Consider the following 14,539-nt stretch of genomic DNA (forward strand, 5'->3'; position numbering starts at 1 on the left):
TTTTAAAGCAAGGACCTAAACCCATTATGTTTAAGCATCTTCAAGCTGTTCCAGGTGATCCATTATTGGCTCTTATTGTTGCTCATATGCAAGACCCTAACCCTAACAAAATCGATTTAGGCGTGGGTGTATATAAAGACGATAATGGTCACACCCCTATTCTTAACAGTGTGAAGAAAGCCGAAGCCATTCTACTTGAGCAAGAAAGCTCTAAAAGTTATTTGGGCATCTATGGTGCCAGCGAATTTGAGTCGACGATTCAAGACCTTTTACTAGGTGAGAACAACCTTCTACGTGCTGCGGGCCGCATTCGCTCCTCACAAACACCTGGTGGTACTGGCGCACTAAAAGTCGCTGCAGACTTTATTAGTGCTAATTTAAAAGGGGCCAGGCTGTGGGTAAGTGACCCAACGTGGGGAAACCATAAATCTATCTTTAATTCTGCCGGCATTGAGTCTTGCGATTACCCATACTACGACCCAGCTACTAACGGTTTGCGCTTTGACGATATGATGAACACCTTGCGTGAGCAAGCGGAAGCGGGTGATGTTTTACTCGTTCATGCATGCTGTCATAACCCGACGGGAATCGACCTACAGTTCGAACACTGGGAAGTGCTTACTGAGTTCGTGAACGAGCGTGGGTTATTACCTTTGATCGATGCAGCATACCAAGGCTTTGGAGACGGTTTAGATGAGGACTTAGCCGGTCTTCGTCACATGGCAGCGAATGTACCCAGTATGTTAATTGCCAATTCTTTTTCTAAAAACTTCGGTATCTACCGTGATCGCTGTGGCGGCCTGAGCATCATTGCAGAAAGCGCTGAAGAAGCAAACAATGCTTTTTCAATTGTGGGTCAGGCTATTCGTGCGAACTACTCTATGCCACCTGCACATGGTGCGGCAGTGGTTCAAACTATTATGTCGAACCCTGAATTGAAAGCGGAATGGAAACTAGAAGTGGCTGAAATGCGTAACCGAATTAACGACTTACGCGAGAAGTTAGTTGCTAAGCTTACTGCTGTTGGCGTGAGCAAAGACTTCAGTTTTATCAAAGACCAACGCGGTATGTTTTCATACTCAGGCCTTACCTTAGAGCAGGTTAGAACACTACGTAGCGAATACTCTATTTACATTGCGGATACCGGCCGCATGAGCATTGCGGGTATCAGCGATAGCAATATTGACTACTTATGTGAGAGCATTAAAAAAGTCGTTGGTTAACATCTCCATTTTGTATCATTAAAAGCAAAGCGCTGGTTTATCCACCAGCGCTTTTTTTATAAATTACACTTTAAAGCCAGATACTAATTTGTCTAAGCGTAGAGACAAGGCTTGTAGTTCTTGACTGCCTCCAGACAACAAATTCGCTGTCTCAACACCTGCTTCAACGGAATCTTGAATCCCAGTTACATTTTGCGCAACGTCTTCTATCGCTAATAATTGTTGCTCCGTTGCCTCTGCTACTTGCTGGTTTATTGTATTCATTTCTACAACTTGCGAAGCAATTGTATTTAACGACTCTGTGGCCGATTGCATAGATAGTACCCCTTCACCGGCAATTTCTTTGCCTTGTTTAGAAGCGGCTAAGGCTTTACGTGACTCTGTTTGCAACTGATCAATCATGACCTGAATTTCATCGGTTGATTGAGCGGTTCGTTTCGCAAGATTACGTACTTCATCAGCCACCACAGCAAAACCTCGACCTTGCTCTCCTGCTCTTGCCGATTCAATGGCAGCATTTAAAGCCAATAAGTTGGTTTGTTCAGAAATATTACGAATGACTTCTAAGATCCCGCCAATCTGATCAGACTTCAAAGCAAGCTCTTCAATAACCTGCGCGGTAAGCTCACTTTCTTCTGCCAAGTTTTGTACTGTTTGTTGAGCCGCAGAAACAATACTTAAACCACTCTTCACTTCAACTTCTACTTGATTTGCTGACTGCGCAGCAGAAGCCGCATTTTCTGAGACTTCTCGAACAGAGGCTTCAACTTCATGAATGGCAGAAGCCACCAAGGTGGTTCTCTCACTTTGTTGTTTCGCATCTTCCTGAATATTATTTGAAGAAGCCAAAGTTTCTTGTGAAGCTTGTCCTAATTGCTTGCTGGTATTCGATACTTGCTGAACTAAGTTATGTATGACTTCAACAAACTTATTAAAACCATTACCAATGTTTGCTAATTCCACTGGACCATCATTAGGCAAACGGTGCTTAAGGTCACCGTCTCCTTCACCAATTTCTTTTAAATTCGCTGCCACTAAGCAAAGCTTCTTAACCAAGCTTGAACCAATTACCGAAGCAACTAAACCGGCAATCACAGCTAAAGCTACGCCCATTATAAACAAAGTTTTGCCCATAGCTGACACACTACCAAACACAGTTTGGTTTGGAATTTGCGCAACCAAAGTCCACCCCATAGCCGGGATATATTGACTCGCCAGCACGGAGTCTTCCGTTAGCACTATATTCAGACCTTGTTGCTGTAAAAGCTGCTCCGCTGTCGACTCCCCATATAGATCAGTCAAAGCCGTGTTTTCTAGTAAAGACTCTTCCCTATGAACTTTTAATGTGCCCGCTTTGTCCACTAAATAAACAAAGCCACTACCATTAAAAGAAAAGCTATTTAGATAGTCCGTCATTTTGTCTAGGTTCATGCCAAAGCCTGCCAAACCACGACCATTTAAGTTCTGATAATTAACAAACAGCTTCACTTCACCTGTACTGACACTGCGATAAACACTGACATTTTTATTACTTCCGGACGTAGTAAAGTCAAAAAACCAGCCATCTCGTTCGGGAGTTAGAGTCCTTAAAAAGCCGTCTTGATTCCAGTATTTTGAGGTCTCACGGTCTGCCCAAGAAGCTGTATCTAACCCCAAACGGCCTTGCATGTTGGATAAGAGCTCAACCAGCACATCTTCTTCTTTAGGATCAAAACCTTGTTCAGCCCAGCGCACTATCATTGGGTTATTTGCCAACACCTCAGCATTTTGAGCAAGGGTTTCAATTTGTTGCTCCACCTGAGTCTTTATCAGCTCAATTTGAGCTGGGAGTTCGTTTTCCGTAGTACGCTCCAACATAGCTGTACGGGCTTGATAAAAACTCAGTAGCCCCATCAGCAAAGTGGTAGCAAGTACCACAGAAACAAAAGTAATGATCAATCTATTTTTTAACGACACAGCAAACTTCCTTTGCGGATTAAAATGGTTTACGGATCCCCTTACAGTGAAGGTTAACCTTACATCATGACGATGTTATGAAGTATAGACACCATCTTGCAAAATTCAGGATGAAACACTCTACTGACCAACAATATACTATTAATGTAAGGTATTTTGAGTGGACTTAGGCGTAGCACCTTGGGTTTCAGGGAAGTTACAACGGGCAAGCCTTTGAATAGAAATCTCCAAGTTTTCTTCCCAGAATTGAATCTCTTCTTCTTTCATATTTTCTTGCTTGCTCCAGCCAGCTTCTGTACCAAACAGGCGTACCGGCGCCAGCACTTCATCGAAGAAAGCTTTATCGCCTGTTTTCCCTAAGCCGGTTAACTTAGCGCCTCGCATAAAGCCAACACACCACTCTTCGACAATAAGCGTAGACTCACCTTCGTGCTCTTGTTCTAGATACACGGGGTGAAAGTCACCATGCACAAGGTTATTCATGGTTTCCATATACATAATGAGTACTAGGCTTAGGAATTCGTCTTCCTGCTGTCCATTTTCCCAATTTGGCTGATCTTCGTCAGCTCCCCAGATGGCACTAAGCCATTGGTCTGGCTCTAACTCTTGAGAAGAACACCCTAACGCAGTAATAAAACCATCTAATTCGGAAACACACATTAACGAGCGGTCTCCTCCATAGGCCATTAAATAATAGTCCAACCTTTCATACAGTTTTTCTTCTGACATTACATTCGAGTCATCAATATCTGACATAACACTATCCGTTCCAAAGCCGTCCAATTAATTATAGAAGAATTACTCGTTTTTAAGGTTTAAATGGCAGTAAAACACCTTGGGCGAGGTTTTTGCGCATCATTATTAAGGTATTGTCAATCACATGGTCATCCAATTCAACATCCATTTGATCCGCCGAAACTTTTTGACCTGTTGGTACAGGACAAAGTGCACCCTCGTTATTTGGGGCTAAACTGAATTCGCCAGAGCAACTTTTACAATGAATTTTATCACCATTATGATGCCCTTTTTTAACCACTAAAGTCGGGCCGCACACAGGACAATTATGCAATGGAATGCCCTCATCACTATGGCCAATAATATGCTTAAGCTCTCCAGCCTTCCCCAAAGCCAACATGGCATCGACAAATTCACCGTCGAATTGTCTGTCGCGTTCTTGCTCTAATATCGATAAAGCTTTTTCCTCTGCCATACCAGAGCGATAAGGGCGAGAGCTTGTCATGGCATCGAAGGCATCGCAAATACCAACAATTTTAGCCATTGCAGTTAGCTGCTTGCCTGATACGCCATTCGGATAGCCTTTACCGTCTGGTCTTTCATGATGATTCAGAACAGCGTCTTTCACCACCTCAGCAAATGGGTGATCACTAATCAGACGGAACCCTACTTCCGGATGCGTTTTTATGACCGCGTATTCTTCCTCTGTTAAGCGCCCAGGCTTGTGAAGTATGCTGTCTGGAATGCCTATCTTACCTAAATCATGTAAAAAACCACCTAAACTAATTTGAGCGGCTTGAGCTTCACTCAAACCCGACTGCTTAGCAACCAAATAGGCAAATTGCGAGACTCTCCATAAGTGGCCGCCAGTATAAGGGTCGCGCGCTTCAACAAACCAAGCCATAGACAATAAGCTCTTTAAAAGAGGCTCCATGAGCTGATGCTCTTCAGGCTGTGTTGATCTGCTTATCCAAGAATGTAACGTTGTAAGTAATGACATTTAGGGCCTCACCTTGCAAGACGGCTGATAACGGTTGTTCCTTTAATTGGATAGGAACGAAATAATTCAGTCGTTTAAACAATTCATATTATTACTAAACCTAATCTTTGAGTAATCACTTTACCACTTTCGTACACTGTTACCTGCCTTAACACTAAAAACCCTAGGTAATTTTGATTACCTAGGGTTCCAGCTTCAAACTGATTTTTGAGTAAAAAGAGCTAAGTTAGTCAACTATCGCTAAGTTACCGTAGGTTTCAAGCCAGTTTTTACGATCTGGAGCACGTTTTTTCGACAGCAGTTTGTCCATAAGCTCGTCAGTATCTGGCTTATCTTCCATAGTTAATTGGATTAAGCGGCGAGTATCCGGAGCCATGGTCGTTTCACGCAATTGCGAGGGGTTCATTTCACCCAAGCCCTTAAAGCGCTGCACATTGGGTGTACCGCGTTTTTTCTCAGACTCAATTTTATGCAAGATGATGTCTTTTTCTTCATCGTCTAGGGCGTAATGTACTTCTTTGCCAATATCAATTCGATATAAAGGCGGCATGGCAACAAATACATGGCCTTTCTTCACCAGCGCAGGGAAGTGTTTAACAAACAAGGCACATATTAATGTGGCGATATGAAGACCGTCCGAGTCCGCATCGGCCAGTATGCAAACCTTGCCGTAACGTAGGCCAGATAACTCTTCATCGCCCGGATCAACCCCCAAAGCTACCGAGATATCATGAATTTCTTGCGACGCTAAGACCTGACCAGACTCGACTTCCCAAGAGTTGAGTATTTTACCTCGCAGCGGCAGTATAGCCTGAAAGTCTTTTTCGCGGGCTTGTTTAGCAGACCCCCCCGCAGAATCCCCTTCCACTAAGAAAAGCTCACTACGTGCAGAGTCTTGTCCTGAACAGTCTGCTAATTTGCCTGGTAGTGCAGGGCCTTGAGTGATCTTTTTACGTACCACCTTTTTACTGGCTTTAAGGCGTTTTTGAGCACTAGAAATAACAATTTCGGCAATTTTTTGGCCTTCTTCTACGTGTTTGTTCAACCACAGGCTGAAGGCATCTTTTACGGTAGCAGAGATAAAAGGCACTATTTGGCGCGACGATAAACGCTCTTTGGTTTGCCCCGAAAACTGCGGTTCTTGCAGCTTGGCAGACAACACATAACTACATCGATCCCAAACGTCTTCAGCGGTTAATTTGACCCCACGAGGCAGTAAGCTATGGAAATCACAAAACTCTCGAATCGCTTCTAACAACCCCGTGCGCAAGCCATTCACATGGGTACCACCTTGGGCAGTAGGTATTAAGTTTACATAGCTTTCTGTTATCAGTTCGCCACCTTCTGGCAACCATTGCACTGCCCAATCAACCCCTTGAGTGGTTTCTGTGAGGCCACCGATAAAGGGACTTTCAGGCAGTAATACAAAGCCCTGATTCGCCTGAGCTAGGTAATCTTTTAAACCATCTTCATAGAACCATTCGTCCTTAACTTCTTCGCTGCCACTTTGATCGATAAAAACCACGTGCAAACCAGAGCACATAACCGCCTTGGCTTTTAATAAGTGTTTTAAACGCGATACCGAGAATTTGGCACTATCGAAGTATTTTGGGTCTGCGGTGAATTTAACCATGGTCCCGGTATTCTTTTTGCCAACCGTGCCTATTTGGGTTAAATCAGAGGTTTTAAAGCCATCAGCAAACGCTATATGGAACTGCTCGCCACCGCGTTTTACCCAAACTTCTAGGGAAGTAGAAAGTGCGTTTACTACTGATACTCCAACGCCATGTAGGCCACCGGAAAACTGGTAGTTATCCCCAGAAAATTTACCACCCGCGTGCAGCTTGGTAAGAATCAATTCAACACCTGACACGCCTTCTTCAGGATGTATGTCAACGGGCATACCACGGCCATTATCTTCCACACTTAACGAGCCATCTTTATAAAGAATGACTTCTATTCGATCTGCATGGCCAGCTAAGGCTTCGTCTACCGAGTTATCAATAACTTCTTGACCAAGGTGGTTTGGGCGTACGGTATCTGTGTACATTCCTGGGCGCTTTTGCACAGGCTCTAAACCGCTCAGAACCTCAATGGAACCAGCATTATATTCTTTTGCAGACATGGGTATTTTTCTTCCATTTATACGTTGTCGATGGCTCTTACGAGCAGACAAGATGTAAGCGTTTCATTTATTGCAGCAAAGTCTACCATTGGAATGTGAAGCTGTGAAATATTCCTACTAAGCAAACTGAGTTGCGAAGTATTCAGCGGTTTTAAATCAAGTTTTACAAGTCACAGAAAGCCAAAACTTGCGCCGCGTATTGCTCAAAGTTTTCAAACCTATGATTGCCAGCTGGCTCGTGAGTTAGCTTTGCAACGTGAGGCAAGGCATCAAGAGCTGCTTGGTAGTCTAATACTTCGTCACCTTCTTGTACCATGAGCCAAAAAAGGTGACCGTTAGGTAAAGTAACATCTATGCGCTTTAATTCCTCTAAATGCTCCAAAGTAAGAACATAATTCTCACCCGTGTAAGGATTTAGCTGTTCACCTAGATGGTTCAGAAGGAGTTTAGGAGCCTCTACGGCAGGGTTAATCAATACAGCATTAATGTCATATAAATCAGCAAGGTAGCGAGCATAAAAGCCACCTAATGAACTACCAACAAGGCTCACACCAGCCTCTATATGCTCCTCGATAAGCACTTTAAGTTGCTCTATTGCTTTGCTAGGTTGCCAAGCTAAGCGAGGGGAGAGAATGTACTCGGCTTTACCTTTAGCTGCCGCCTCAGCTTGTAGAATGGCTACTTTCTCTGATTTCTCTGAGCTGTTAAAACCGTGAATATAGATAAGGTAAGACAAGTGAATCCCTTAACATTTAATAAACAAATTGGAAGTCATCATTATGATTTAAGCGGTGGCCATGCTTTAGGCAAAGTTCTAATAAGTCGGCTAGCTGCTGGTTCAGCCGAAATTTCTCATCTGGGTGTAGCATGTCATCATTTGGGTAAGGGTATTTACCCTGATACTGCCTATGACCATCTGTAATTTCGGCAATACCTACATCATGATAGAGGCGTATCGTCATTTTCAGCCGACTCGAAAAAAGCAACTCCTTGGTTTGTGGCGCAAACTCCAGCTGCAGCTCAGTAGTAAAACGACTTTCGTTGCCAAGAGTTAAATACAAACGGCTTTCTTGCTCACCGGCGCTGGGGATGGAAAAGTACCAAACCTTTGAGCTTTCTTCACCACGCATCAAGCGGCCAAGGCGACGGTAATTTAACTCACCGAGCACCTGCAAACTAGTTAAGTCTGGCACATATCGTCGCGTTGGCTTTTTCATCGTTTCATTCATGCTTGACGCATTACTCCTGGCTTATTGCCATTTGTTCATCAGTTTTTGCTTGTTGAGTGCAAACCATTGTACACCGAGAAGGGTGCTGGCATTTTCTATGTCTTGATCGAGTAATTTAATGGCCTCAGAGCTACTCATCAAATGCAGTTTGATATCCTCGTTCTCTTCATCTAGTCCATGTGTTTGAGAGAGATCCACTTGGCTTGCATCAAACTCACCGGCATACATTCGCAAATATTCCACTAAACCTCCAGGTGAAGGCACAAATTTAAACATATACTCTAAGCGGCCAATCGTTACACCCGCTTCTTCTTGGGCTTCTCTGCGGGCCACCTCTTCATCAGACTCACCTGGCTCAACCATACCAGCTACCAATTCTAATAACCACGGCGAGTCTGCTTGCAAAACGGCAGGCCTGAATTGCTCAATTAATAATAGCTGATCTGTCTTAGGGTCGAATAATAAAACGCACACAGCGTCATTACGCACCATCATTTCCCGAGTCATAGATTGACTCCATGAGCCATCAAAGCGCTTATGTTTTAAGGTTAGTTTGCGCATTTGAAAAAAACCTTGATAAACGCATTCGTCTTGCTCAACGATCACGTCTGCTTTGCTGTAGGTTGGCTTAAATGGCATTCGCTACTCCTTAAAAAATATGCTGGCCTATTGTGTATCTGAGTAATGACGCTTCATGTTCAACAGGCTATGCTGTTAGACCTGTCATTTTAAATATGAGACCGTCTTATGGAAACAATTCGCTGCGACTGGTGTTTAGGTTCACCAGAATACATTGACTACCATGACAATGAATGGGGTAAAGTCGTGAAAGACGACCAAACCTTATTTGAATGTATTGTACTAGAAAGTGCCCAAGCAGGCCTTAGCTGGATTACGATTTTACGAAAAAGGGAGGGGTATCGGCAGGCGTTTCATCAATTCGACCCACACAAAGTTGCAGCTATGACCGATTCCGATGTAGACCGCTTAGTGACAGACCCAAGTATCGTGCGCCATCGTGGTAAAATTTCCGCTACGATTCAAAATGCTAAGGCATTTTTAGCGATTGCCACAGAGTTTGGTAGCTTTAGCCATTATTATTGGTCTTTCAGCGAGCACCAAGTGATTGAAAACGACGTACGTTCTATGGCTGATGTACCAGCTAAAACGCCTTTATCTGAACAAATCGCTAAGGATATGAAAAAACGTGGTTTTAAATTTTTTGGCGCCACCACTTGTTATGCTTTTATGCAGGCTACGGGCATGGTGAATGATCATTTAAATGAATGCCATGCTCGATAAACTAGCGCCGCTTCTCTCAATGAGTCTAAGCAGCTTGATTTTATTAATGTTTTTTCAGTACTAGCCGATAACATTAGAACAATCTTTTTTACTCCGGTACAGATTTCATGTTTAACAACAAAAGTATTCTCATCACAGGCGGCACCGGCTCTTTTGGCCGCCAATATGTTAAGACACTATTAACTCAGTATCAGCCTAAACGGCTAATCATTTACTCTCGTGATGAGTTGAAACAATATGAAATGCAGCAAGACTTTGATGCCTCTTGTATGCGTTATTTTATTGGTGATGTGCGCGATAAAGATCGCTTAACCCAAGCCATGCGTGACGTCGACTTTGTTATTCATGCTGCAGCGCTAAAGCAAGTACCTGCTGCTGAGTACAACCCGATGGAATGTATAAAAACCAACATCCATGGTGCCGAAAATGTGATCGCTGCAGCGATTGCTAATAATGTTGATAAGGTAATTGCTTTGTCCACAGACAAAGCCGCGGCGCCCATTAATTTGTACGGTGCAACTAAACTGGCCTCAGACAAGCTATTTGTTGCGGCAAACAATATGGTTGGCCAAGGGCGCACTCGTTTTTCTGTTGTACGCTACGGAAATGTTGTCGGCTCTCGTGGATCTGTTGTGCCTTTTTTCCAAAAGTTAGTCGAGCAAGGCGCTAATGCGATCCCTATTACTCATAAAGACATGACTCGCTTTTGGATCACGCTTCCCATGGGTGTGGATTTTGTTCTAAAAAACTTCCAACGAATGCAAGGTGGGGAAATATTTATCCCGAAAATACCTTCGGTGCGCATTATGGATTTAGCTGCAGCTTACGCACCCAGTATACCAACCAAAGAGGTGGGCATTCGCCCAGGCGAAAAACTCCATGAAGTAATGTGTCCCAGTGATGACTCGTTCCACACTTACGAATATCATGATCATTATGTGATCGCCCCTAGCATTAAATTCTATCAAGACGATATGGATTTCACTCAAAATAAGCTCAACGAATCAGGCGAGCTAGTCGCTGCCGGATACGAGTACCAGTCGGGCTCTAATCCACATTTTTTAAGCGTAGAAGAGATTTTGACCTTCGATGACACACTCTGATTTTATTCCTTATGGGCGTCAATCCATTAATGAAGACGATATTTCCAGCTTGGTTGAGGCTCTGTCTTCAGACTTTCTGACCCAGGGACCTAAAGTTACAGAATTTGAAAACACTCTAGCGAAAAAGGTACAGGCGAGCCATGCGGTAGCCTGTAATAGTGCGACGTCGGCTTTGCATCTAGCCTGCTTAGCCCTAGGTGTAGGCCAAGGAGATTGGGTATGGACGACTCCAAATACTTTTATTGCTTCGGCCAATTGCGCTAGGTACTGCCAGGCCAATGTCGATTTCGTTGATATTGACCCGATGACTTACAACCTATGCGCGGAGCAATTAGCCAAAAAACTTGCCCAAGCAAAGCAAGCCCAGCGCCTCCCCAAAGTGGTAATCCCTGTTCACTTCGCTGGACAGCCCTGTGATATGCAGGCCATTTATACCCTCTCGAAAGAATACGGCTTTGCCATTATTGAAGATGCCTCTCATGCCATTGGCGCCTCTTACCAAGAAACACCTATAGGCAAGGGGCAGTATTCTGATATATGTGTATTCAGTTTTCACCCAGTAAAGCTGATTACCACTGCTGAAGGGGGCATTGCGCTAACCAATAACACAGTACTCGCAAATAAGATGCGCACTTTGTGTCATCAGGGTACTACAAAAGATGAAAGCCTGCTCAGCCATAATCCGGGCGACTGGTACTATGAACAACATGAACTCGGTTTTAATTACCGCATGAGTGATTTGCATGCGGCTTTGGGACTCTCACAGCTCTCACGACTAGAAGGATTCATTAACCGACGCCATCAGCTTTTTTCTCGTTACCAGGAATTATTGGCTGATACTCAGCTACAACTACCTGTCGCATTGAAAGACCGCCGCTCGGCCCTGCATTTATTCCCAGTGTTGTTACCCACTCACCTCAAGCCAATCCGTAAATCCGTTTTTAACGCGTTACGCGCCGCTGGAATTGGCACGCAAGTGCATTATATTCCTGTACACAGCCAACCTTATTATCAAAACCTTGGCTTTCGTTTGGGTGATTTTCCTGTTGCTGAAGATTATTACCAAAGAACAATGAGCCTACCGCTTTATCCTGACTTAACAGATCAGCAGCAAGATAAGGTCGTGGCGGTGTTAAAAGCCGCTTTAGAAAAGTATGGGGAGCACTCTTATGGCGTCTGAATCATATAGGGTCGCCGTGATACCAGCCCGTGGTGGCTCCCAGCGCATTCCGCGCAAAAATATTCGCTTATTAAATGGTAAGCCTTTAATTGCTTATTCCATTGAAACGGCTTTAAGCTCTGGGCTATTTGATCAAGTAGTGGTATCAACTGACGATGCAGAGATCGCTACGATCGCCAAAGAGTATGGCGCCTACATACCCTTTATGCGCCCTGCTGACCTTGCGGATCATATGACTGGCACCACGCCTGTAATGCGCCATGCTTTACAAGAGCTGATCGCACAGGGGCACCAACCAAACGAAGCCTGTTTAATTTATGCCACCTGCCCATTACTCACTCCTGACGATTTAAAACAAGGTTGGCAAGAACTACCGCAACAAGGGTTTAGTTTTTCAGCAACAACCTTTGGTTTTCCTATTCAGAGAGCGTTGTGCTGTAACGAAGAAGGAGACTTGATTCCTATGTTTCCAGAACACATAAAAAAACGCTCGCAAGATTTACAAGAAGCAATCCATGATGCAGGCCAGTTTTACTGGGCTAAAACGTCTGTGTGGCTTGATGAAAAAGAGATTTTTGGCCCACAATCCAAACCTATTATGCTACCAAGACACCGTATTCAAGATTTAGATACTGAAGAAGATTGGTTACGCTTAACGCAAATCATGTTGCTTAAACAAGCGTCTGATCTGAACCTTTGATCTGGTTGTGAATCTGCAGCGCCGCTCGCTTCGCCCCAAGACCATCTACTAGTTCTTGGGTGATTCTTCTAGACGATTGTAGCCATGCATCATCTTGCCAGTAGTTAATGACTTTATTGGCTAGCAACATTAGCTGGGCTTGCTTATCAGACTCACCGGTGACTTGATCGAAGCGCACCATGTCGCACCAAGCCAAAGGCAGATGCTGTTCTAAAGAGCGGGTTTGATTTTCAGCTACTTGAGCGAATACCGCTGGCACACCAAGGCAAGCTAGTTCAAAAAGCGTTCCCCCTGCTGCAGAGATCGCCATCTTTGCATGGTGCATAAGCTCTGCGACATCTTCAACTCCTTGCTCATAGGCAATATGGTGCTGCTTACAGAAAGTGATCACCTGCTCACCATTTGAAGCATTAGCACCTAACAAAACCTGTATGGCGTCTTCATCGAAGCCTACCTGTAGTAAGGCCTTCAAAATGGGTAACGTTAGTTCCAGTGGGTCTGTCCCGCCCAAAGTGACTAGCAGTTTATTCTTACTACTAATAAAAGGCGCAGGAGTAGAAAAAATAGGCCGTAATAAAGCATATTTTGGCCCTAATAAAGGGGTCTCAACCTGATCGCTGTAGTTTTCTTGCAGCGGATTCAGCAGCCATTTACAGGGAAAGGGACCTCTCTCGTTCATGTCGTCAATCACTAAGAGGTTATTTTGGCAGTGATACAGGTTAGCGATGTCACAAGCTTGATAGTGGTAATGGTCAAGAATTACGAGATCAGCTTCTTTAGCAAGCAGGTGAAATTCATCCTCTTCGTCAATGAGTCGCGACTCCGGCTCAGCAAAAGCTTGGTATTCGCGCTTTACCACAAACTGACAATGCCACCCTAAATCAGTGAATGCAGCTTTTAACGCCTGACAACGAACCTTATGCCCCATACCTATTTGTACGGAGGCATCGGCCCGAATCAACGCTTTCATACCATTAACTCCCATGCTAAAGGTTGGCCTTTGCTCACATCTTGTTTGAGTGTTTTACCTAATACGTCCTTCCAATGTTTTGGTGCTAAACCAAAGGAAGGACGAATGATTTGTAAGTTATCTTCTGTGAGTACTGTCCCTGCCGGCATGTCGGATTTAATATAAATGGAACGCCTGAACTTTTTAGATGCTTGCTCAGCGGAAGAACCACCATAGGTAACCTTGCCTAACGATGCTTTAGCTTCTCGACAAGCCTGAACCATAGCTGTGAATTCTTCTGGTTCCATAGAAAACGCCGCATCTACACCACCAGCATTTCGATCAAGCACAAAGTGTTTTTCAATTACACTGGCCCCTAGCGCTGTAGCTGCTACGGCTGCGGCTAGCCCTAAAGTATGATCAGAAAGCCCGACATGACACCTGGTCTGTTCAGCAAGATCCTGCATTGTGGATAAATTGGAGTCTTCTATTTTAGCAGGATAAGTACTGGTGCATTTAAGTAAGGTAATTGGGTTATCACCTATCTGGCGAATGGCTTGTACTGCTTCATGTATTTCTTCCAGACTGGCCATGCCCGTAGACATTATGATGGGCTTACCCGTTTTTGCTACTGCCTGAATCAAGGGTATATCTGTCATTTCAAATGACGCTATTTTGTATAAAGGCACATCTAAGGTTTCTAAAAAATCTACAGCGGATAGATCAAAAGGAGAACTGAAAGCGACCATGCCCAGTGAATTTGCTAGTTCAAAAAGTGGTTTATGCCACTCCCACGGTGTATGAGCTTTTTCATATAAATCATAAAGACTGTCGCCCTGCCATAGACGCCCTTCTTCACCCACCATAAACTCTTCATTACGAACGTTGAGTGTCATGGTATTTGCGGTATATGTTTGTAGCTTTATCGCATCCGCCCCAGCTTGCGCCGCTTGTTTTATCATTTCTTGGGCGAGTGTAATGTCCTGACCATGATTGCCAGATAATTCCGCGATTATAAAAGGTTTAGTATCAAACAT

Annotated in this window: 14 protein-coding genes; 5 read left to right on the plus strand and 9 right to left on the minus strand. The window is 44.1% G+C overall.

Translation table 11 applies throughout. The annotated features are described in order from the left end of the window. Positions 1 to 26: 26 nt before the first annotated feature. On the plus strand, positions 27 to 1,223 hold the full coding sequence (locus tag ACYVGZ_RS02525; protein ID WP_460750750.1) for an amino acid aminotransferase: 1,197 nt from the start codon (positions 27 to 29) through the stop codon (positions 1,221 to 1,223). 63 nt (positions 1,224 to 1,286) lie between these two features. Here the strand turns inward: ACYVGZ_RS02525 and ACYVGZ_RS02530 are convergent, their stop codons facing one another. The 7 genes from ACYVGZ_RS02530 to ACYVGZ_RS02560 all read right to left on the minus strand — a co-directional run bounded on the left by ACYVGZ_RS02530 (position 1,287) and on the right by ACYVGZ_RS02560 (position 8,907). Then, positions 1,287 to 3,179 (minus strand): methyl-accepting chemotaxis protein, encoded by a 1,893-nt coding sequence (locus tag ACYVGZ_RS02530; RefSeq protein WP_460750753.1) that lies wholly within the window; start codon positions 3,177 to 3,179, stop codon positions 1,287 to 1,289. A 141-nt stretch (positions 3,180 to 3,320) separates the two neighbouring features. Then, a complete protein-coding gene (locus tag ACYVGZ_RS02535; RefSeq protein WP_460750756.1) occupies positions 3,321 to 3,935 on the minus strand; it encodes a UPF0149 family protein in 615 nt (204 codons plus the stop codon). Positions 3,936 to 3,987: 52 nt separating this feature from the next. Further along, on the minus strand, positions 3,988 to 4,914 hold the full coding sequence (locus tag ACYVGZ_RS02540; protein WP_460750758.1) for an HD-GYP domain-containing protein: 927 nt from the start codon (positions 4,912 to 4,914) through the stop codon (positions 3,988 to 3,990). 226 nt (positions 4,915 to 5,140) lie between these two features. Then, entirely contained in the window at positions 5,141 to 7,039 is a 1,899-nt protein-coding gene (gene parE, locus ACYVGZ_RS02545) for a DNA topoisomerase IV subunit B (protein WP_460750761.1), read from the minus strand. Positions 7,040 to 7,202: 163 nt separating this feature from the next. Further along, a complete protein-coding gene (locus ACYVGZ_RS02550) occupies positions 7,203 to 7,775 on the minus strand; it encodes a YqiA/YcfP family alpha/beta fold hydrolase (RefSeq protein WP_460750763.1) in 573 nt (190 codons plus the stop codon). Between the two features lie 16 nt (positions 7,776 to 7,791). After that, positions 7,792 to 8,268 (minus strand): DUF1249 domain-containing protein, encoded by a 477-nt coding sequence (locus tag ACYVGZ_RS02555; protein ID WP_460750766.1) that lies wholly within the window; start codon positions 8,266 to 8,268, stop codon positions 7,792 to 7,794. Positions 8,269 to 8,289: 21 nt separating this feature from the next. Continuing rightward, a complete protein-coding gene (locus tag ACYVGZ_RS02560) occupies positions 8,290 to 8,907 on the minus strand; it encodes an NUDIX domain-containing protein (RefSeq protein ID WP_460750769.1) in 618 nt (205 codons plus the stop codon). Between the two features lie 108 nt (positions 8,908 to 9,015). Here ACYVGZ_RS02560 and ACYVGZ_RS02565 point away from each other — a divergent pair, with 108 nt between their 5' ends. The 4 genes from ACYVGZ_RS02565 to pseF all read left to right on the plus strand — a co-directional run bounded on the left by ACYVGZ_RS02565 (position 9,016) and on the right by pseF (position 12,553). Beyond that, the gene (locus tag ACYVGZ_RS02565; protein WP_460750772.1) at positions 9,016 to 9,570 is read left to right on the plus strand and encodes a DNA-3-methyladenine glycosylase I; all 555 of its coding nucleotides are present in this window, start codon (positions 9,016 to 9,018) and stop codon (positions 9,568 to 9,570) included. 107 nt (positions 9,571 to 9,677) lie between these two features. After that, the gene (gene pseB, locus ACYVGZ_RS02570; protein WP_460750775.1) at positions 9,678 to 10,673 is read left to right on the plus strand and encodes a UDP-N-acetylglucosamine 4,6-dehydratase (inverting); all 996 of its coding nucleotides are present in this window, start codon (positions 9,678 to 9,680) and stop codon (positions 10,671 to 10,673) included. Continuing rightward, positions 10,660 to 11,853 carry a UDP-4-amino-4,6-dideoxy-N-acetyl-beta-L-altrosamine transaminase gene (pseC, locus tag ACYVGZ_RS02575; protein ID WP_460750778.1) on the plus strand — a complete coding sequence of 398 codons (1,194 nt, stop codon included), beginning with the start codon at positions 10,660 to 10,662 and terminating at the stop codon, positions 11,851 to 11,853. The genes pseB and pseC overlap by 14 nt, the downstream gene beginning before the upstream one ends. Then, entirely contained in the window at positions 11,843 to 12,553 is a 711-nt protein-coding gene (gene pseF / locus ACYVGZ_RS02580; protein ID WP_460750781.1) for a pseudaminic acid cytidylyltransferase, read from the plus strand. The genes pseC and pseF overlap by 11 nt, the downstream gene beginning before the upstream one ends. Here pseF and pseG read toward each other — a convergent pair. Together pseG and pseI are read right to left on the minus strand one after the other, a co-directional pair. After that, entirely contained in the window at positions 12,525 to 13,523 is a 999-nt protein-coding gene (gene pseG, locus ACYVGZ_RS02585; RefSeq protein ID WP_460750784.1) for a UDP-2,4-diacetamido-2,4,6-trideoxy-beta-L-altropyranose hydrolase, read from the minus strand. The genes pseF and pseG overlap by 29 nt on opposite strands. After that, entirely contained in the window at positions 13,520 to 14,539 is a 1,020-nt protein-coding gene (pseI, locus tag ACYVGZ_RS02590; RefSeq protein WP_460750787.1) for a pseudaminic acid synthase, read from the minus strand. Before pseI ends, pseG begins: the two co-directional genes overlap by 4 nt.

The sequence above is a fragment of the Marinomonas epiphytica genome (assembly GCF_054780655.1).